Raw genomic sequence first — 19,805 nt, 5'->3', positions numbered from 1 at the left:
AACGTTGTTGGCGAAATCCATCATTCCGGACACTCCCGGCTTCTCGGGCCCGGGACCGCCGCTTACCCCACCTAGGTCCGCGAAAACGCTGCGAGCAACCTCGGCGAGGAGGAAACTCGGCTCGGATCCACGCAACCGGACACCCGGTGCCACGCGTCTAGCACAACGAGGACGGCGCGCGCAGGAAATGGGGAAAAGACGCCCCAGCGCCCCTCGTTACCTGTTCGCGTACCCTGTCGAGGTGACCTGGATGCGGAAACGTGACCACAACGTCCTGACCAACGCCGCATCGCTACTCATCTGTGGGCTGCTGGCCGGTGTGGTGGTTGCCGCCGCGGCCTTCCCCGCCGTGGCGATGTCGGGCTTGGCCGCGAAGGCCGGAGCGGAGACCTTCGGCGCGCTGCCGAAGGAACTCACCGTGGCGCGCGCACCCCAGATCAGTTATCTACTGGCCGCGGACGGCAAGACACCGCTGGCCACCATGTACGACGAGAACCGGCGCGACGTGAAGCTCTCCGACGTCTCGGAGAACATGCGCAACGCGATCATCGCCGCCGAGGACCACGACTTCTACGAGCACAACGGGGTCGACCTCAACGGCGTGGCCCGGGCCTTCGTCAACAACAGCAAGGCCGGTGCCGACCGGCAGGGCGCCTCGACGCTGACCATGCAGTACGTCCGGATGGGCATCGCGTACTCGGCGACCCACCCGGCCGACGTGATCGCCGCGACCGAGGACACCAGCGCCCGCAAGCTGCGCGAGATGCGCTACGCGCTCCAGCTCGACAAGGAGATGTCGAAGGACGAGATCCTGGAGCGCTACCTCAACCTCGCGGCCTTCGGCAACGGCGCCTACGGCATCTACGCCGCCAGCCAGGTCTACTTCAACAAGCCGCCGAAGGACCTGAAGGTCGAAGAGGCGGCCATGCTGGCCGGCCTGGTCAAGGCCCCCACCTCGTTCGACCCCACGACCAAGGACGGCTACCCGCACGCGGTGGCCCGACGCGACTACGTCATCGACAACATGGTCAAGATCGGGGCGATCACCGAGCAGCAGGCCAAGGAGGCGAAGGCCGTCAAGCTCGTCGTCAAGGGCAAGCGGGCCCCGAACGGCTGCGTCGCCACCAACAAGAACGCCTGGGGCTTCTTCTGCGACTACTTCTACCGCTGGTGGATGTCGCAGGAAACGTTCGGCTCGACCTCGTACGACCGGGAGCGGCGGCTCAAGAGCGGCGGCTACACCATCGTCACGACCCTGGACAAGCAGGCCCAGAACGGTGCCGACAACGCGGTCCGCGAGGCCAAGCCGGTGACCGCCAAGGAGGCCGTGATGATCGCGGTGGTCGAGCCCGGCACCGGCCGGGTCCGGGCGCTGTCGGTCAACCGGAACTTCAAGCTCGACAACCCGGACAAGCCCAAGAACAAGCCGCACAGCGACCCGGTGCAGCGCAACCGGGGCAAGCTCGGCAACTATCCGAACACGGTCAACCCGTTGCTGACCGGCGGGGACGGCATCACCGGCTACCAGGCCGGCTCCGTCTTCAAGATGTACACGATCGTCGCCGCGCTGGAGAAGGGCATCCCGCTCAGCTACACCTTCAACGCGCCGCAGCAGTTCAAGTCGGAGTACATCGTCGAGAGAGGCAGCCCCGCCGCCTGTCCGGGCACCAACTTCTACTGCCCGACCAACTCCGGCAAGAAGCCCGGCGGCGTGCAGAACATGTGGAGCGCCTTCTCCGCCTCGATCAACACGTACTTCGTGCCGTTGCAGCAGCAGGTCGGCGCGGAGAACGTGGTGGACGTGGCCAAGCGCCTCGGCATCCAGTTCCGGCAGAGCAAGGACGCGGAGTACGCCAACAACAAGGAGGCCGCACACCAGTGGGGCGCCTTCACGCTGGGCGTCTCGCAGGTCACCCCGCTCGAGCTGGCCAACTCGTACGCCACCCTGGCCGCCGACGGCAAGTACTGCGAACCGATCCCGGTGCAGGAGATCCGGGACCTGGACGGCAACAAGCTGGACGTGGCCAACCCGCGCTGCGAGAAGCGGTTCAGCACCGAGGTGGCCCGCGCGGCGGTGGACGCGGCCCGCTGCCCGGTCGGTGACAACTCCTCCACCAGCAAGTGTGGCGGCAGCCGCACCGCAGCCGAGGTGAAGTGGAACGTCGGCAAGCCGGTGGCCGGAAAGTCCGGCACCACCGACTCCGAGAAGACCGCCTCGCTGGTCGCGATGACCAAGCAGTACGCGGTGGCCGGCATCCTGGCCGACCCGGACTGGCCGCAGACCAACGTCAAGATGAAGCACAACCGTCCCGACGGCATCAACCCGCCGGTGTGGAAGACGTTGAAGGCCGCCATGAAGGGCAAGAAGGGGATCGACTTCGACCCGCCCGGCAAGAAGATCTCCCTGGGCGACCAGCGCACCATCCCCGGTGTCACCTGCCTGGATATCGAACGGGCCAAGTCCCGCATCTCCGGTGCCGGCTTCCAACCGCTCGTCTCCACCAGCCGGATCGCCTCGGACTGCCCGGCCGGCACCGCCGCCGGCACCAGCCCCAGCGGTCGCACCATCAAGGGCGGCATCGTGACGATCATGGTCAGCGCCGGTAAGGCCGACAACAACGACGGTGGCGGCAACGGCCGGCCGGGCACGGATCCGTCCAGCGGACCGCCCAACCCGCCCAGCCCGCCCGGACGCGCACCGGATCGACCCGGCGGCTGATCGGGCCTCGTTGACGGTGAACGGGTGGGCACCCCTTGTCGGGGGTGCCCACCCGTTCTATGTACGGATCAACCGGGCCAGCGAAGTCAGCAGCAGGACGGCCAGGCAGCCCAGCGCCAGCACGTCGTTCACCCAGGCCGCCGCGGTGATACCTCCCACGGCGCGGAGGGCGTACCCCGGCGGTTATCGGCGACGATTCAGAGGCCCAGCTGGCGGCGTACCTCGGCGGCCACCCGGCCCCCCTCGGCCTGGCCCGCCACCGCGGCCTGGGCCGCCTTCATGGCCGGGCCCATCTGCGCCTTGCCGGTGAAGCCGCCCGCAGCGAGCGCCTGCGTGACCACCTCGGTCAGCTCGGCGTCGGAGAGCTGCTTCGGCAGGTAGCGCTCCAGCACCTCACCCTCGGCGGACTCCTTGGCGGCCTGCTCGGCACGGCCCGCGTCGGCGAAGGCGGCAGCCGCCTCGCGGCGCTTCTTGGCCTCCTTGGTCAACACGGCCACCACCTCGTCGTCGCTGAGTTCCCGCTTGGCCTTGCCGGAGACCTCGGCGGTGCCCACAGCGGCCAGAGCCATCCGCAGGGTGGAGGTGGTCAGCTCGTCGCGGGCCTTCAGCGCGGCGCGCATGTCGGCGGTGAGGCGGTCCTTCAGCGTGCTCATGGACGGTCAAACTACCCTGATCGGCATGCGAAAGCGCACACTATTCCGGCTCGCGACCGCGACCGTGGCGACGGGTGCCGCCGCCCTGGCGTACGCCTCCCTCGTCGAGCGCAACATGTTCACCCTCCGCCGCTTCGACGTCCCGGTGCTGCCCACCGGCACCGAGCCGCTGCGCGTGCTGCACCTGTCAGACCTGCACATGACCCCCAACCAGGTACGCAAGCAGCATTGGGTCGCCTCGCTGGCCGCGCTCGACCCCGATCTGGTGGTGGTGACCGGAGACAACATGGCGCACCCGGACGCGGTGCCGGGGGTGCTGCGGGCGCTGCAACCGCTGCTCGACTACCCGGGCGCGTTCGTGTTCGGCTCGAACGACTACACCGGGCCGGTCTGGAAGAACCCGTTCAGCTACTTCATGCCCGACCGGGAGTACACCGAGGGGGTCGAGCTGCCCACCGAGGACCTGCGCGAGGTGCTCACCGGGGCCGGCTGGGTCGACCTGAACAACAGGCGTACGACGGTCAAGGCCGGCGGTCGCTCGATCGAGATGGCCGGCGTGGACGATCCGCACGTCGAGCGCGACGACTACGCCTCGGTCTCCGGCCCGGTCTCCTCCGCCGCCGACCTCTCCATCGCGCTCACCCACTCCCCCGAGCCGGCACTGCTCGACGAGATGGCCGCCGACGGCTTCGATCTGCTGCTCGCCGGGCACACCCACGGCGGCCAGGTGTGCGTACCGGGAGTGGGCGCCCTGGTGACCAACTGCGGACTACCCCGGTCGATGGCGAAGGGGCTGCACCGCTGGCCCGGGTCGAACTCCTGGCTACACGTATCCGCCGGGCTCGGCACCCACCCGACCGCTCCCGTCCGATTCGCCTGCCCGCCGGAGGCCAGCGTGCTCACCCTGATCCCACGCTGACCGCCCGACCCGGGTACCGAGTTTGAGCCCCGGGACGGGTGGGCTACTATTTGTCGGCACGCCTCGGGGTGTGGCGCAGCTTGGTAGCGCGCTTCGTTCGGGACGAAGAGGTCGTCGGTTCGAATCCGGCCACCCCGACCAGTTGAGGGGCACATCCAATGGATGTGCCCCTCAGTGCGTGTGCCACCCGAGGCCGAGCGGTGCAGGTTTGGATCCTGCGCGGAGATGGCCCCCTTCCTCCCCGGCTGCGCCGACGGCCATCACCGGCCCAACCGCACGGCGGTGCCGGGCCTACCTATCCATGCGGCTCCAGGCGCACCCGTCCAGCGACTCGGGCACCGCTCGCCCGTGGCTCGGGCCCAAACGCGCGGCGTCTCGGGCCGACCGCGCGCCGGGTCGCCGGGCTAGCCGACCCGGTGGCGATGCTCCCTGCTCAGCCGGACCGCCTGGACGGCGGCGACGACGAGGAGGACCAGGAGCACCGGGCCGCCGAGGAGGACGACCAGACCGGCACCGATGTTCGCCCCGATCGCCCCGGCGGTCACGATCCGCCAGGCCAGGCCGAGCAACGCACCGGCGAGGATCACCGGCACCAGCACTGACCACCAGCGTGGATCAAGCTTGCGGGTGATGGTGGCGCGGACCAACACGGCCAGCGACACCACCATGACCACGGTGGCCACGATCACCAGTACCCGGTCGCCGACCGCGCCCAGACTGACCGGTTCCACCGCGTAGTCGAGCGGTTCTCCCTCGGCCGCGAGCCGTCGGGCGGCCTCCCCGGTCAGGTCACCGAGGAGCCAGCCGGTCACCACCGGCGTACTCACCAACAGAGCCACCGCGAGCACCGCAAGACCACGCCTCAACACGACATCCCTCTGTTCCGCTGGGTTGTCGAGTCGGACGGCCCGGGACGACCTACCAGCACGTTCAGCGAACCACGATAGTGATCTACGTCGCTAGACGTCGTCCCGGGCCACATCCGTCGGTCAGCAGTTCGTGTAGCCCTTGCCCTTCTTCTTCCAGGAGCACTTGTCGATCTGCTTGCCGCTGGCGTTACGCAGGTACGCGGTGTCGCCGGTGTTGTTCCAGATGTAGTTGCCCGAGCCCCAGTAGCGGGTACTGGCGGTGTTCTTGCCCGAGCCGGTACGGATGACGATGCTCTTGCCCTTGGCGAGCTTGACGTTGCCGCTGAACTTGTAGACGTGGTTGGCCTTGTCGCGCAGCGTCCAGTTCTTGAGGTTGATGGTGCGGGCCCGCCGGTTGGTCAGCTTCACGTACTCGGCGTTGAGGCTGGCGTTGGTACGCCGGTCGACACCCGGCGAGTCGTAGTAGACCTTGGTGATCTCGATGGCCGGGGTGGCGGCCTGCGCCGGGGCGGCGACGGTGAACGATCCACCCACCACCACGGCGAACGCGGCCACGAACCCGATGAGCCTTCTCGTCATGCGCGTGTTACCCCCACGGACGGCGCCGGAAGTCGGCGCGGAAGTGTCACGCCGACGCGTGACGGAGCGAGGCTAACGACGCGTCACGGCACGGCGAACACCCAAACACGCCCCGCCACCGATTAGGGCCGACCGGCGACTCAGGGCGACCCGGCCAGCGTTTCCGGCGCACCTGGCCGGCGTCGGTTGGGCGTACGACCGGTGTCGCTGCGGCATCCGGTACGACCGGTCGGACCCGACGCACGACGACGATCAGCCGCCCGAACGGCGTTCCCGGACCGCGCGTTAGCTGTCCACTTCGGACCATCTGCCGGGTGGCGCGCCTCGGTCTCCCGTCGGGCGTCCGCCGCTACGGGTTCGGCGCCGCTCAGAAGCCGCAGGTCATCCCGGCGGTGTGGCTCACCTGCACGGTGTGCGTGACGCAGCCCGCGCTGGACACCACGTGCAGCAGCAGTGCGGTCGGCTCGTCCACCCAGCCGATCCGCTCGTCGCCGCTCATGGTCAGCGTCGCCTGCCGCCAGGTGCTCGGGGCGACCGACAACATCGTGCCCGCGAAGGTCGCGCTCACCGGACGGTGCAGGTGACCCGCCGCGACGCGTACCACGTGCGGGTGTCGAAGCAGCACCTCGGCGAACTCGGCACCGTCGGCGAGCCGGATCGCGTCGGCAGCCGGGACGCCGACCTCGATCGGCGGGTGGTGCAGACAGACCACGGCCGGCACGTCGGGCCGGGCGGCCAGCACCCCGTCCAGCCAGGCGAGCTGTTCCTCGCCGAGCCGTCCGCCGTCCGCGCCGGGCACGAGGGAGTCGAGCACCACCACGGTCGCCCCGGGGTGGTCGACCTGGTAGTGCGCGGAGAAGCCACCACCCAGCCAGGGTGTGCCGCCGAAGGCGTCGAGCAGCGATTCCCGGTCGTCGTGGTTGCCGGTGGCCAGGTGCACCGGCAGCGGGTACCGCCCGAGCACCTCACGCAGCACGGCGTACTCGTCGGGACGGCCGTGGTCGGCCAGGTCGCCGGTGATTACCACACAGTCGGGCCTGGGGTTCAGCGCCAGCACCCGGCCGAGCGCCCGGTGCAGCCCGGCGGCCGGCTCGGCACCGAGGACACCGGTGGTCAGGTGCGGGTCGCTGAGGTGGGCGATGAGCATCGGACCTCCACTCGACCAGATGCCACCACGCTATCGTCGCCGCGCCGCGCCGGGGCCCCACAGGCCGTGTCCACACCCTGTGGATAGCACATGTGTACGACTGAAATCGGCGCTCCGTTTCGTCTGAGTACGCTTGATCCGCGACCCGGCGCCACCGGGACCGGATCCGACCTGGAACGACGTACGAGTGGATCAGCAAGAAGTCATCCGTGACGTGACGGTCCGCCTGCCGATGGCTTCGACCGTGGCCGAGGTGTGCGACGCAGCCGTCGACGCCCTCGCCCGGTACACCCCGGCCACCATCGCCGTCCTGTTGCACGTCCAGGATCGGCTCCGCTGCGTCGCCGCCACCGGGTCCTGGCAGGTATTCGCCACCGTCGCCCCGGGCACCGGGATCGTCGGGCGGGTCCATGCCAGTGGACGGTCCGCCGTCGTCCCGGACGTGGCCGCCGACCCCGATCACATTCCGGTACGCCCCGACGTCGTCGCCGAGGTGTGCGTACCGGTCCTGAACCCGGGCGGACGGGCCATCGGCGTGCTCGACCTGCAATGGACCGCGTCGGCCGATCTCGACTGGTGGCGGCGGGTCGCCGAAGGTGTCGCCGCCCGCCTCGGCGCCCGGATCTCGGCGCTCGGCGGCCCGTCGGAGAGCCGCAGCGAGAAGCTGCTCCGGCACGCGTCGGCAATGACCGCCGCGACCACCGAGTGGGACCTGATGACCGCCGCGATCGCTGCGGCCCGGGACGTGTCGACGCTCTCCGCCGCCGTCCTGCTGCTCGGTGGCCGGGGCGGGCCACGACTCGGCGCCCCGACGGCCGCCCCGGGCGATCTGGAAGCCCGGATGCGTGCCGAGCTGGTTGGGTTGGACACCCCGGCACTCGGACGCATCATCGGCCGGGCACATCGCTACGGGGCCGGTTACACCCTCGGCGAGGCCGGCCATCCGCCTACCGAGGAGCACCAGCCGCTGGTCCGGGCCGGGGTACGCACCCTGGTGGCGGTGCCGTTCGGGCCGCCGGAACGCGGCGGGGTGCTGCTCGTCGCCGACGAGCGGCTGCTCCGGCCGGATCCGATCACGGTCAACCTGCTGGAGCTGCTGGCCGGGCAGGCGTGGAGCTGCCTGGACCGGTTGCGCACCCTGGACCGACTACGCGAGCAGGCCAGCTCCGACCCGCTTACCGGGCTACGGCACACCGGCCCGTTCGGGCAGCGCATCGCCACCGTGGTCCCCGGCCGCACCGCCCTGCTGGCGATCGACGTGGACGACTTCAAAAGCGTCAACGACACGTACGGGCACCAGGCGGGTGACCAGGTGCTGATCGGGCTCGCCCGGGCGCTGGAGGATGCGCTGCGCCACGGCGACGAGTTGTACCGGATCGGTGGTGACGAGTTCGTCGCGGTGATCGAGGTGAGTCGTCCCGAGGAGGCGGTACGCGTCGCCGAGCGGCTCACCGAGGCCGCCCGCCGGGTGGGCCGTACGATCAGCGTCGGCGTGGCCCTGCCCCGCCCCGGCGAGTCACCCGAGCTGGCTCTCCAACGCGCCGACCAGGCCCTCTACGCTGTCAAGCGACAAGGCCGCGACGGCGTCCACCTCTCCGCCGCCTAACCCCCCCCACCCCACCCACCCCCCACCCACCCCCACCCACCCTCGTCCGGTGATCAAGAAGTTTTGGTCTTGGAGAGCGCTCTCGTTAGACCAAAACTTCTTGATCACCGAGCAGGGCGGGGTCCCGGGGGGGTGGGGTGGGGGGGGTTAGGGGTGGGCTAGGAGTTCGGCGATTTGGGCGGTGTTGAGGGCGGCGCCCTTGCGGAGGTTGTCGCCGGTGACGAAGAAGTCCAGGGCCCGAGGGTCGTCCACGGCACGGCGGATCCGGCCGACCCAGGAGGGGTCGGTGCCCACCGCGTCGATCGGCATCGGGAACTCACCGGCCGCCGGATCGTCGACCACGATCACGCCGGGCGCGTTTCGCAGCACACCACGTGCGCCCTCGGCGTCGATCTCGGTGGCGAAGACGGCGTGCACCGCGACCGAGTGACCGGTCACCACGGGTACCCGTACACAGGTGGCCGAGACCTTGAGGTCACGCAGCCCGAGGATCTTGCGCGACTCGTTGCGCATCTTCATCTCCTCGGACGACCAGCCGTCGTCGGCCAGCGAGCCGGCCCACGGGACGACGTTGAGCGCCAGCGGGGCGGGAAACGGGCCGAGGTCGTCGCCGACCGCCTGCCGCACGTCGCCGGTACGCGAGCCGAGTTGCCGGTCACCGGCCACCTTGGTCAGTTGGTCGTGCAGCGTGTCCGCGCCGGCCTGCCCGACCCCGGAGACCGACTGGTACGACGCGAGCACCAGTTCCCGCAGGCCGTACTCGCGGTGCAGCGGCGCGACCGCGACGATCATCGCGAGAGTGGTGCAGTTGGCGTTGGCGATGATGCCCTTGGGCCGGTTACCCACCTGCTCCGGATTGATCTCGGGCACCACCAGCGGTACCTCGGGATCCATCCGGAAGGCGCCGGAGTTGTCCACCACGATGGCGCCGCGAGAGACCGCGATGGGCGCCCAGTGGGCGGAGACCTCGTCCGGCACGTCGAACATGGCCACGTCGACGCCGTCGAGCGCCTCCTCGGTGAGCACCTGGACGGTCAGTTCCTCGCCCCGGCAGCGGACCTTGCGTCCGGCGGATCGTTCGCTGGCCAGCAGCCGGATCTCGCCCCAGACGTTGCGTCGCCCGGTGAGCAGCTCACACATCACCGTGCCGACGGCTCCCGTTGCCCCGACCACGGCCAGGGTGGGCAGCCCGGTCACGCCCGCTACCGCCCCGTCCCCGCGTACACCACGGCCTCGGTGTCGCCGCCGAGGTCGAACGCCTCGTGGATGGCACGGACCGCCGCGTCGAGGTCGGTGTCCCGGCAGACCACCGAGACACGGATCTCCGAGGTGGAGATCATCTCGATGTTCACCCCGGCCTGGCCCAGCGCGGCGAAGAAGCCGGCGGCCACCCCGGGGTGCGACCGCATCCCCGCGCCGATCAGGGAGACCTTGCCGACGTGGTCGTCGTAGAGCAGGCCCTTGAAGTTGACCGTCTCCTGGATCTTGCTCAACGCGGCCATCGCGGTCGGGCCGTCGGCCTTCGGCAGGGTGAAGGAGATGTCCGTACGGCCGGTGCCCTCGGTGGAGACGTTCTGCACGATCATGTCGATGTTGATCTCGGCGCCCGCGACGGTGTCGAAGATGCTCGCGGCGGCACCCGGCTCGTCGGGCACCCCGACGATGGTGATCTTGGCTTCGCTGCGGTCGTGGGCGACCCCGGTGATCAGTGCCTGCTCCACAGAGAGCTCCTCCATCGATCCGGTGACCATGGTTCCGGTGTTGGTCGAGTATGACGAACGGACATGGATCGGCAGCCCGGCCCGCCGGGCGTACTCCACGCTACGCAGGTGCAGCACCTTGGCGCCGCAGGCGGCCAGCTCAAGCATCTCCTCGTAGGTGATCTGCTTGATGTGCCGGGCGTTGGGCACGATCCGGGGATCGGCGGTGAACACCCCGTCCACGTCGGTGTAGATCTCGCAGACGTCCGCGCGCAGCGCCGCCGCCAGCGCCACCGCGGTGGTGTCGGAACCGCCCCGGCCGAGGGTGGTGACGTCCTTGGTGTCCTGCGACACGCCCTGGAAGCCGGCGACGATGACCACCGCGCCCTCGTCCAGCGCCCCCTTGAGGCGGCCCGGCGTGACGTCGATGATCCGTGCCCGGCCGTGCACCGAGGTGGTGATCACGCCAGCCTGGGAACCGGTGAACGAACGGGCTTCGTACCCCAGGTTGTGGATCGCCATCGCGAGCAGCGCCATGGAGATCCGCTCCCCGGCGGTGAGGAGCATGTCCAGCTCCCGACCGGGCGGCAGCGGGCTCACCTGGTTGGCCAGGTCGAGCAGTTCGTCCGTGGTGTCGCCCATCGCGGACACCACCACGACCACGTCGTCACCGGCCTTGCGGGCCGCGACGATGCGCTCGGCCACGCGCTTGATCCGCTCGGCGTTGGCGACGGAGGATCCGCCGTACTTCTGCACCACGAGTGCCACGACGGCGCACTCCCTCCCGGTTGCCCTGAGCGTGCCGGCGCCGCCGGCACCGGGGCCGGCGGCGCGGGTCGGACGACCTCAGGGTATCGGTCGGCTCTGACCGCCGGGTCAGGTGATCCCACGATCCGGCCCCCGGACGCGACCGCAGTGGCCTGCGACACGCCGGAAAACGCAGCCTTTCCGGGGGTGTCCCGAACCCTGCCCAACACCCAGAATGACCGGGTGTCCGCCGCCCGTCATCCGATCCGCCGACTGGCCGTCGCGCTCGCGCTCGCCGCGCCCGCTTTCCTCACCGCCTGCTCGTCCGGCCCGCCCGCCGGTTCCTCGCCGCCCCCGACCGCACCGCGTCCGGCCGGTCCGGACGCGGCCCGGGACGAGTTGGCAGCGCTCGCGGCCGCCGCGCAGGACCGGCACCTGATCGCCAGGTACGCCTGGCGGGTAGACGGCGTCGGCGATCGCCTGCTCGCCTTCACCAGCGCGAACGACGGCAGCTGGCGGATGGACGTGCCTGGCGGGGCGCTCGGCGGCACCCGCGACATCGCCCTGGCCGCCACCGCGGACGGGTTGTTCCAGTGCGGGCTGCCATCGACCGCCCAGCCGGAGCCGGCGAGTTGCGTACGCCTCGGCGAGCGGGACGACACGCTGCCCCGGCGGCTCGACCCTCGGGTGCAGCATCCGTTCACCGACTGGTTGGACGTGCTGACCGACCGGCGTGCCCCGCTGTCGGTGTCACCCGCCATGGCACCCCCCGGGGCGAGCGGCAGCTGTTACTCGGTGGAGACCACGTCGGCGTCGATCAACCCACCACTGGACGTAGGGATCTACTGCTTCGACGCCGACGGCACGCCGACCGCTGTTCGGACGGCGTTCGGCACGCTGACGTTGGCCGCCCCGCCGGAACCGGCTCCGGGCACGGTGCAGCTGCCCGGTCCGGTGTTCGAGGGTGAGCCGCTGGGCATGGAGGCGCCACCCGTGGACCCGCCGGACCCGCCGGACGCTCCGGAGGCGGCGAGCGACGACACCGGCGAGTGACGACACCGGCGGAGCGACGAAACCGGCAAGTGACGGCAACGGTCTGACGGCCGAGGATGCAGAAACGCTCGACGGTAGATCCCGTTACGGGTGTCATTGCCCACATTCACCCAGCCCGACCGATCGGTCAAATCGCCCATAGGGGACGCTTTTGCCATGACCGACCTCACGCCGCTGCTCGCCTTCCGCTGGAGTCCCCGCTCCTTCGACCCGATCGCGGAGGTGACCCCGGCCGAGGTGGTGACGCTGCTGGAGGCGGCACGATGGGCGCCCTCGGTCGACAACCGGCAACCCTGGCGGTTCGCCGTCGGGCACCGCGAGGACGAGACCTTCAAGCGGATCCTGGTCAACCTGCCGGCCACCGACCAGCGGTGGGCCGGACGGGCGAGCGTCCTGCTGCTCGCCGCGTACCACGCCGGCACCACCCCGTTCGCCGCGTACGACCTGGGGCAGGCGGTGGCCCACCTGACGGTGCAGGCCACCGCGCTGGGCCTGCACGTACGTCAGGTGACCGACCTGGACCACCCCGGGCTGGTCGCCGATCTCGACCTCCCCGCAGGCGTGCGACCGTACGTGGTGACGGCGGTCGGGCAACTCGGCGATCCGTTCAGCCTGCCGGCCGACCTACTGGCCCGCGAGACCTCGCTACGCAGTCGCCGACCATTGCCCGAACTGCTCCTGAGCTGCTCAGACAGCTCGGTTTGAGGGGTTGCGGTGCGACTCTCGTCCCAGATTGCGGACGCACCTTCCCGGGGTTGAGCCCCATCACGTACTGTCACTCTGTCATGTGGCAGGCGCACCTCCTCCTTGGTCGCCGCGACGGGGCCTGACGGCCGGCACCTCGTCGCGGAGTCGAACCGCGCCGCCAGCATTTCCCGGACCGTTCCTCGGCCTGAGTGCCGACCTCCAACGCTGACGTCACATGACCAGGGAGAACTCCGCCATGGCCCACCCAGCCGGCACCACCGACATCGACTCTGATCCGATCGCCCGGCAGCGCCCCAGCCGGATGCCGTACACCCGCTACCAGCCCTATCGGCAGCAGTTCCGGATCGACCTGCCGGACCGCGTCTGGCCGACCCGGCACGTCGAGGCCGCCCCGCGCTGGTGCGCGGTCGACCTGCGGGACGGCAACCAGGCACTGATCGACCCGATGTCACCGGAACGCAAGCGCCGCATGTTCCAGCTCCTGGTGCAGATGGGCTACAAGGAGATCGAGGTCGGCTTTCCCTCGGCCAGCCAGACCGACTACGACTTCGTCCGGCAGCTGATCGAGCAGGATCTGATCCCCGAGGACGTCACCATCCAGGTGCTGACCCAGTGCCGGGAGCACCTGATCGACCGCACCTTCGAGTCGCTGCGCGGGGCCCGCCGGGCGATCGTGCACTTCTACAACTCGACGTCGACGCTGCAACGGCGGGTGGTGTTCGGGCTGGACCGCGACGGCATCACCGACATCGCCACCACCGGGGCCCGGCTCTGCCAGAAGTACGCCGAGATCCACACCCCGGACACCGACATCTTCTACGAGTACTCGCCGGAGTCGTACACCGGCACCGAGCTGGAGTACGCGCTGGAGGTGTGCGCGAAGGTCATCGAGGTGGTCGACCCCACCCCGGACCGCAAGCTGATCGTCAACCTACCGGCGACCGTCGAGATGGCCATGCCGAACGTGTACGCCGACTCGATCGAGTGGATGCACCGGCACCTGCCCCGCCGCGACAGCCTGGTACTCAGCCTGCACCCGCACAACGACCGGGGCACCGGAGTGGCCGCCGCCGAGCTGGGCCTGCTGGCCGGTGCCGACCGGATCGAGGGCTGCCTGTTCGGCAACGGCGAGCGCACCGGCAACGTCGACCTGGTGACGCTGGGGCTGAACCTCTTCTCCCAGGGCATCGACCCGATGATCGACTTCTCCGACATCGACGAGATCAAGCGGGCCGTCGAGTACTGCAACCAGCTGCCCGTGCACGAACGCCACCCGTACGCCGGTGACCTGGTGTACACCGCCTTCTCCGGCTCCCACCAGGACGCCATCAACAAGGGGTTCACCGCGCTGGCGGCCGACGCGGCAGCGGCCGGAGTGCCGGTCGACGAGTTCACCTGGGCGGTGCCGTACCTGCCGATCGACCCGAAGGACCTGGGCCGCAGCTACGAAGCGGTGATCCGGGTCAACTCGCAGTCCGGCAAGGGCGGCGTCGCCTACATCATGAAGACCGAGCACCAGCTCGACCTGCCGCGCCGGCTCCAGATCGAGTTCTCCGGCGTGGTGCAGCAGGTGACCGACCACGACGGCGGTGAGGTCGACCCGGCCACCATGTGGCGGATCTTCGCCGAGCAGTACCTGATCGACCACCAGCGCGACCCGGCGGTGGCGCTGTCCGACTACGCCATCGGCACCGCCGAGGGCAAGGTCGAGATCACCGCCCGGGTCGAAACCGACGGGCAGTCCCGGTCGCTCACCGCGATCGGCAACGGCCCGATCGACGCGTACGTCAACGCGTTGGGCTCGGCCGGCGTGCGCGTACGGGTGCTCGACTACCACGAGCACGCGCTCTCCTCCGGCGGCGACGCGCAGGCCGCCGCGTACGTGGAGTGCGAGGTGCAGGGGCGCACCGTGTGGGGTGTCGGGATGGACGCCAACATCGTCACCGCCTCGATCAAGGCGGTCACCAGCGCCGTCAACCGCGCCCCAGCCTGAGACGCAAGGAAGGGCCCCTTGTTAACGGATTCTGTATAGGAAGGGGCCCGGGTTAACAAGGTCGGTGTTAACCCGGGCCCCTTCCTAACGCCGGTTGACCTGGCAGTGGATACCGGCATCGGGGCGCAGAGCTAAGCCGGCAGCGGCCGGCGGGTCGGGCGGTGCACCAGCACGGCGGCGATGAAGGCACCGGCCAGCAGCAGACCGGCGCACCAGAGCAACGCGCCACGGTAGGCGTTGGTGAGTTCGGCGGGTTGCTCGTACCCGGTGCCGGAGAGCCCGACCAGCAACGGCAGGGCCGCCACCGCGAGCAGTCCGCCGACCCGCGAGGCGGCGTTGTTGAAGCCGCTGGCCACACCGGCGAAGCGGTCCTCGACGGCAGCCAGCACCGAGGCGGTCAGCGGTGCCACGACCAGGGTCAGCCCGGCCCCGAAGAGCGCGACTCCGGGCAGCACCTGCCGCCAGTACGACGCCCCCGGTTCTATCTCGCGCAGCATCAGCAGCCCGACGGCGGCCAGCACCGGCCCGACGGTCAGCGGCAGCCGGGGGCCGATCCGCGTCGACAGCGCGCCGGTGACCGGTGAGCCGACCAGCAGCAGGAAGGTCATCGGCAGCAGGGCGAGGCCGGTGAGCAGGGCCGACCAGCCGAGCACGTTCTGTAGGTACACGGCGATGAAGAAGGTGAATCCGCCCAGCGCGGCGTAGACCAGCACGGTGAACAGGTTCAGCACCGAGAACAGCCGACTGTGGAACAGGCCGACGGGCAGCATCGCGGTGTCGCCACGACGCCGTTCCAGGAACACGAACGCCACGGCGGCGGCCACCCCGGCCAGCGCCGCCGCCACCACCGCCGGTGAGTGCAGACCTCGACCGGGCGCGTCGACCAGGGCGTACGTGACCCCGGCCAGGGCCAGTGCACCGAGCAGGGCACCGGCCACATCGAACTGGCGGGTGCCCTGTTTGCGGGAGGCGTTCTCGTCCCGGCTCTCCGGAACCCAGCGGAGCGTCGCCACCGCGACGAGCACCGCCATCGGCACGTTCAGGAAGAAGATCCACCGCCAGGAGAGCGCGTCGATCAGCCAGCCGCCGATGAACGGCCCGAGCGCGGTGGAGACGCCGGACAGCCCCGACCACGCTCCGATCGTCTTCGCCCGATCGTCGGGATGGAAACTGGCCTGGAGCAACGCCAGGGATCCCGGGGTCAGCAGCGCGCCACCGGCCCCCTGGAGGAACCGCGCGGCCACCAGCCAGTCGATGCGCAGCGCCAGCCCGCAGAGTACGGACGCGGCGGTGAACGACACGACGCCGAGCAGGAACACCCGCCGCCGCCCGAACCTGTCGCCCAACGCCCCACCGAGCAGGACGAACGCGGCGAGCGTCAACAGGTAGCCGTTGACAGTCCACTGAAGACCGGCCACCGACGCGTCGAGGTCCCCACCGAGGTGGGGCAGCGCCACGTTGACCACGGTGCTGTCCAGGAAGACCATGCCGGAGGCCAGCACGGCGGCGGCCAGCGTGCCCCGCCCCGCAGTGCTGCGCAGACGGAGGTTGGACGTGGGTTCGGGCATGGTTACCAATCTGCCGTGCGCCATCTGTCAGACACCACGAAACGCCGAAACCCTCGCCGGGTACTGTGCGGGATCGCCGGAAGCCCGCAAGCTGGAGAGGTGTCGTCTGTGCGTACCAGATCAAGATCTCGTGCCTTGGGAGCGCTCGCGCTCGCTGCGGCGCTGACCTTCGGCGTGGCCGGCTGCGTCCCGCTTGAGGAGGAGCCCGTCACCGAGCCGAGCGGGGGCAACAGCAACATCACCCAGATGCTCTCGGAGCTGACCGTCGCCGAGGCGGGCTCGATGCGCGGCTACAGCCGCAACCGTTTCCCGCACTGGCGCAAGACCGGGAAGAACTGCGACGTCCGCGACACCGTGCTGGAGCGCGACGGCAAGGACATCGAACACTCCGGCTGCAACGTGGTCGGCGGCCGGTGGGAGAGCGTCTACGACGGGCGCACCTTCACCGATCCGTCCAGTGTGGACATCGACCACATGGTCCCGCTGGCCAACGCCTGGCGCTCCGGTGCCGACGAATGGGACGACTCCAAGCGGGGCGACTTCGCCAACGACCTCGACCGACCGCAGTTGTTCGCGGTTTCCGCCTCCTCCAACCGGGCAAAGGGTGACCAGGACCCGTCCCAGTGGAAGCCACCAAACCGGTCATACTGGTGCCAGTACGCCGGGGACTGGGTGGCGGTGAAGCACCACTGGAAGCTGACGGTCACCAGTGCCGAGCGGGCCGAACTGGCCGACATGTTGGAGGGCTGCACATGGGAGAGCAAGCCGTAACCGGTGCCGACGGCGCACCGGCACCGGAGGGCGTACCGGATCCCGGCGGTGAGGACGCGGCGGCGGCCACCGGCAGCCCTGCGCCAGGTCCGGCCACGGCCGGCATGACCGCCGACGGTGCCGCCGCGGGCGAGGTGGAGGTGCCGGGTGCCGGGATGACCGCCGACGCGGGCGGTGCCACCGGCCCCCGCAGCCGCAGCGCCGACATCGTGCCCGGACCGGGTGGGGTGATGACCGACGAGGTCGGGGTGGTGACCGGTGAGCTGACCCTGCGCACCGACTTCGCCGACGGGCTGGTCAGCCTGCACGTGCAGTACAAGGACGCCGACGAGTGGTACGCCGTCACCGGCGGTAGCGCGCCGCTGGCCGACGCCGCCGGGCTGGACGCGGTGCACACCATCGCCGTCGGCCTGCTGCACCGCCCCGAAGGCTGACCGCCGCGCGGCACGCCAGCCCCAGATGTAAGGAAGGGCCCCTTCCTATACACCAGGCGTTAGGAAGGGGCCCTTCCTTACAACTAGACGAAGGAGCCGGGCTCGGTGGGCGCGGAGACGACGGCGGGTTCCTCCCCCTCGTCCACCGGCCGGACGACCTCCACGCTGACCTTGTGCGGACGCAGCTCCCCGCTGGCGATCTGCTCCGCCCAGTGGCAGGCGACCCGGCTTCCGCCGATCTCCCGCAGCTCCGGCCGCTCGTCGGCGCACCGGGTCGGCTGGGCCCACGGGCACCGGGTGTGGAAGCGACACCCCGACGGCGGGTTGGCCGGTGAGGGCAGGTCCCCGGCGAGCAGGATCCGCTCCCGGCGGTCCTCCACGTCGGGGTCCGGCACCGGCACCGCCGACATCAACGCCCGGGTGTACGGGTGCAGCGGCTCGGTGTAGAGCCGGTCGCTCGGCGCCTCCTCGACCAGTGCCCCCAGGTACATCACGCCGACGGTGTCGGAGATGTGCCGGACCACCGCCAGGTCGTGCGCGATCACCAGATAGGTCAGGCCGAGGTTGTCCTGGAGTTCGTCGAGCAGGTTGACCACCTGGGCCTGGATCGACACGTCGAGCGCGGAGACCGGCTCGTCCGCCACGATCAGTTCCGGCCCCAGCACCAGCGCACGGGCGATACCGATGCGCTGCCGCTGCCCGCCGGAGAACTCGTGCGGATAGCGGGAGAGCGCCCAGCGGGGCAGTCCGACCTGGTCCAGCGTCTCCGCGATGATCTTGCGGCGCGCGTTCCGGTCACCGCCGATCCCGTGCGTCTGGAGCCCTTCGGTGAGGATCGACTCGACGTTCTGCCGTGGGTCGAGGCTGGACATCGGATCCTGGAAGATCATTTGCATCCGCCGACGCATCGTGCGCAGCTTGTTCGGCGCCAGCGTGGTCAGCTCGACCCCGTCGAAGTTGACCTCGCCCGAGGTCGGCGGGGTGAGCTGGAGCAGCGCCCGCCCGAGCGTCGACTTGCCACACCCCGACTCACCGACCAGGCCGTACGTCTCGCCGCGCACGATCCGCAGGTCGACGCCGTCGACCGCCTTGACGTGGCCGACCGTACGGTCGAACAGCACCCCCCGCTTGATCGGGAAGTGCACCTTCAGATCCCGTACGTCGACGAGCACGTCGTCCCTGGGCTCGGTGGTCCGCTCGCTGCCCGTACTCATGCCACGTCCTCCTCGCTCGGGGTGGCGGCCAGACCCGGCACGGCCGGCGGGTCGTCCGGTACCGCCTGCGCGGGCACCGAACCCGGCGTGGCCGAGCCCGGTACCACCTCCCGAACCTCCTCACCGGGCGCCCCCGGCAGCGGGGCCGGGTTGACGCATCGGTAACCGCGACTGTCGTGGGTCACCACCAGCGCGGGCGGTTCGCCGACGCAGGAGTCGATTCGCCGGGTGCAGCGCGGGGCGAAGGCGCAGCCGTCCGGCCAGGGCAGCAGGTCACGAACCGATCCGGGGATGGGGTTCAGCCGCTCCCCACGCCCCGCGTCGAGACGAGGCACCGAGCCGAGCAACCCCACGGTGTACGGGTGCCGAGGCTGACGGAACAGCGGACGTCGCCGGGCGGTCTCCACCACCCGGCCGCCGTAGAGCACGTTGATGGTGTCGCACATGCCGGCCACCACGCCCAGGTCGTGCGTGATCATCACCAGTGCGGTGCCGGAGTCCCGGACCAGGTCCTTGAGCAGCTCCAGGATCTGCGCCTGGATGGTGACGTCCAGCGCGGTGGTCGGCTCGTCGGCGATGAGCAGCCGGGGCTGACAGGCCACCGCCATGGCGATCAGGGCACGCTGGCGCATCCCACCGGAGAGCTGGTGCGGGTACTCCTTCAGCCGCCGCTTCGGGTCGGGGATACCGACCCGGTCCAGCAGCTGCGCGGCCTCCTTCGCCGCCGCCTCGCCCTTCATCCCCCGGTGCCGGGTCAGCACCTCGGTCACCTGGATGCCGATCGGCACGACCGGGTTCAACGAGGAGAGCGGATCCTGGAAGATCATCGCGATGTCGCGGCCCCGGATGTCCCGGCGCGACCGGTCGTCGATCTTGAGCAGGTCGGTACCGTCGAAGACGGCCTTACCGCCGACGGTGAGACCGGGCTGCTTGGGCAGCAGACCCATGATCGCCAGTGAGGTCACCGACTTGCCGCAGCCGGACTCGCCGACCAGACCGACCACCTCGCCCGCGTCGACGGAGAAGGAAACCCCGTCGACGGCCCGGACGGGCCGCTGATTGCGCCGGGCGAAGGTGACGGACAACTCTTCGACATCAAGCAGTGCCATGCCGCACCGCCCTTTC

17 protein-coding genes and 1 tRNA gene are annotated in these 19,805 nt (G+C 70.2%); 9 read left to right on the top strand and 9 right to left on the bottom strand.

Features of this window, described 5'->3' with window-relative positions; genetic code table 11:
- Positions 1-250: 250 nt before the first annotated feature.
- Entirely contained in the window at positions 251-2,719 is a 2,469-nt protein-coding gene (locus FF096_RS00160) for a transglycosylase domain-containing protein (RefSeq protein ID WP_155214341.1), read from the top strand.
- A 197-nt stretch (positions 2,720-2,916) separates the two neighbouring features.
- On the opposite strand, the gene FF096_RS00155 is transcribed toward FF096_RS00160, so the two are convergent.
- The gene (locus FF096_RS00155; protein ID WP_155214340.1) at positions 2,917-3,372 is read right to left on the bottom strand and encodes a GatB/YqeY domain-containing protein; all 456 of its coding nucleotides are present in this window, start codon (positions 3,370-3,372) and stop codon (positions 2,917-2,919) included.
- Between the two features lie 25 nt (positions 3,373-3,397).
- Here FF096_RS00155 and FF096_RS00150 point away from each other — a divergent pair, with 25 nt between their 5' ends.
- Positions 3,398-4,291 carry a metallophosphoesterase gene (locus tag FF096_RS00150; protein WP_155214339.1) on the top strand — a complete coding sequence of 298 codons (894 nt, stop codon included), beginning with the start codon at positions 3,398-3,400 and terminating at the stop codon, positions 4,289-4,291.
- A 64-nt stretch (positions 4,292-4,355) separates the two neighbouring features.
- A tRNA-Pro gene (locus tag FF096_RS00145) sits at positions 4,356-4,432 on the top strand.
- Between the two features lie 263 nt (positions 4,433-4,695).
- Here FF096_RS00145 and FF096_RS00140 read toward each other — a convergent pair.
- From FF096_RS00140 to FF096_RS00130, 3 genes are all read right to left on the bottom strand, one after another.
- A complete protein-coding gene (locus tag FF096_RS00140) occupies positions 4,696-5,157 on the bottom strand; it encodes a hypothetical protein (RefSeq protein WP_155214338.1) in 462 nt (153 codons plus the stop codon).
- Between the two features lie 123 nt (positions 5,158-5,280).
- On the bottom strand, positions 5,281-5,739 hold the full coding sequence (locus FF096_RS00135) for a lamin tail domain-containing protein (protein ID WP_155214337.1): 459 nt from the start codon (positions 5,737-5,739) through the stop codon (positions 5,281-5,283).
- A gap of 367 nt (positions 5,740-6,106) precedes the next feature.
- Complete coding sequence (locus FF096_RS00130; protein ID WP_155214336.1) at positions 6,107-6,886, bottom strand: phosphodiesterase; 780 nt, start codon at positions 6,884-6,886, stop codon at positions 6,107-6,109.
- Between the two features lie 232 nt (positions 6,887-7,118).
- On the opposite strand from FF096_RS00130, the gene FF096_RS00125 reads away from it, so the two are divergent.
- Positions 7,119-8,492 (top strand): sensor domain-containing diguanylate cyclase, encoded by a 1,374-nt coding sequence (locus FF096_RS00125; RefSeq protein ID WP_155214764.1) that lies wholly within the window; start codon positions 7,119-7,121, stop codon positions 8,490-8,492.
- Between the two features lie 147 nt (positions 8,493-8,639).
- Here the strand turns inward: FF096_RS00125 and FF096_RS00120 are convergent, their stop codons facing one another.
- Positions 8,640-9,689, bottom strand: a complete 1,050-nt coding sequence (locus tag FF096_RS00120; protein WP_309222381.1) for an aspartate-semialdehyde dehydrogenase — start codon at positions 9,687-9,689, stop codon at positions 8,640-8,642.
- Between the two features lie 5 nt (positions 9,690-9,694).
- A complete protein-coding gene (locus tag FF096_RS00115) occupies positions 9,695-10,960 on the bottom strand; it encodes an aspartate kinase (RefSeq protein WP_309222380.1) in 1,266 nt (421 codons plus the stop codon).
- A gap of 222 nt (positions 10,961-11,182) precedes the next feature.
- Here FF096_RS00115 and FF096_RS00110 point away from each other — a divergent pair, with 222 nt between their 5' ends.
- The 3 genes from FF096_RS00110 (at position 11,183) to leuA (ending at position 14,693) form a co-directional block, all read left to right on the top strand.
- Positions 11,183-11,992 carry a hypothetical protein gene (locus FF096_RS00110; protein ID WP_309222379.1) on the top strand — a complete coding sequence of 270 codons (810 nt, stop codon included), beginning with the start codon at positions 11,183-11,185 and terminating at the stop codon, positions 11,990-11,992.
- Positions 11,993-12,148: 156 nt separating this feature from the next.
- Entirely contained in the window at positions 12,149-12,697 is a 549-nt protein-coding gene (locus tag FF096_RS00105) for a nitroreductase family protein (RefSeq protein ID WP_155214335.1), read from the top strand.
- Between the two features lie 238 nt (positions 12,698-12,935).
- Positions 12,936-14,693, top strand: a complete 1,758-nt coding sequence (gene leuA, locus FF096_RS00100; protein WP_155214761.1) for a 2-isopropylmalate synthase — start codon at positions 12,936-12,938, stop codon at positions 14,691-14,693.
- Between the two features lie 131 nt (positions 14,694-14,824).
- On the opposite strand, the gene FF096_RS00095 is transcribed toward leuA, so the two are convergent.
- Positions 14,825-16,261, bottom strand: a complete 1,437-nt coding sequence (locus tag FF096_RS00095) for an MFS transporter (protein ID WP_155214334.1) — start codon at positions 16,259-16,261, stop codon at positions 14,825-14,827.
- 108 nt (positions 16,262-16,369) lie between these two features.
- Between FF096_RS00095 and FF096_RS00090 the strand changes: the two genes are divergently transcribed.
- Both FF096_RS00090 and FF096_RS00085 read left to right on the top strand, forming a co-directional pair.
- Positions 16,370-17,032, top strand: coding sequence for an HNH endonuclease family protein (locus FF096_RS00090; RefSeq protein ID WP_309222378.1), 663 nt, complete (start codon positions 16,370-16,372; stop codon positions 17,030-17,032).
- Positions 17,014-17,466 carry a hypothetical protein gene (locus FF096_RS00085; protein WP_155214333.1) on the top strand — a complete coding sequence of 151 codons (453 nt, stop codon included), beginning with the start codon at positions 17,014-17,016 and terminating at the stop codon, positions 17,464-17,466. The genes FF096_RS00090 and FF096_RS00085 overlap by 19 nt, the downstream gene beginning before the upstream one ends.
- Positions 17,467-17,549: 83 nt before the next feature.
- Here the strand turns inward: FF096_RS00085 and FF096_RS00080 are convergent, their stop codons facing one another.
- Both FF096_RS00080 and FF096_RS00075 read right to left on the bottom strand, forming a co-directional pair.
- The gene (locus tag FF096_RS00080) at positions 17,550-18,680 is read right to left on the bottom strand and encodes an ABC transporter ATP-binding protein (RefSeq protein WP_155214332.1); all 1,131 of its coding nucleotides are present in this window, start codon (positions 18,678-18,680) and stop codon (positions 17,550-17,552) included.
- Positions 18,677-19,789, bottom strand: coding sequence for an ABC transporter ATP-binding protein (locus FF096_RS00075; RefSeq protein ID WP_155214331.1), 1,113 nt, complete (start codon positions 19,787-19,789; stop codon positions 18,677-18,679). The genes FF096_RS00080 and FF096_RS00075 overlap by 4 nt, the downstream gene beginning before the upstream one ends.
- Positions 19,790-19,805: the final 16 nt, after the last annotated feature.

The sequence above is a fragment of the Micromonospora sp. CP22 genome (genome assembly GCF_009712475.1).
Classification (GTDB): Bacteria; Actinomycetota; Actinomycetes; order Mycobacteriales; family Micromonosporaceae; genus Micromonospora.
This window is presented reverse-complemented; position numbering and strand designations above follow the sequence as displayed.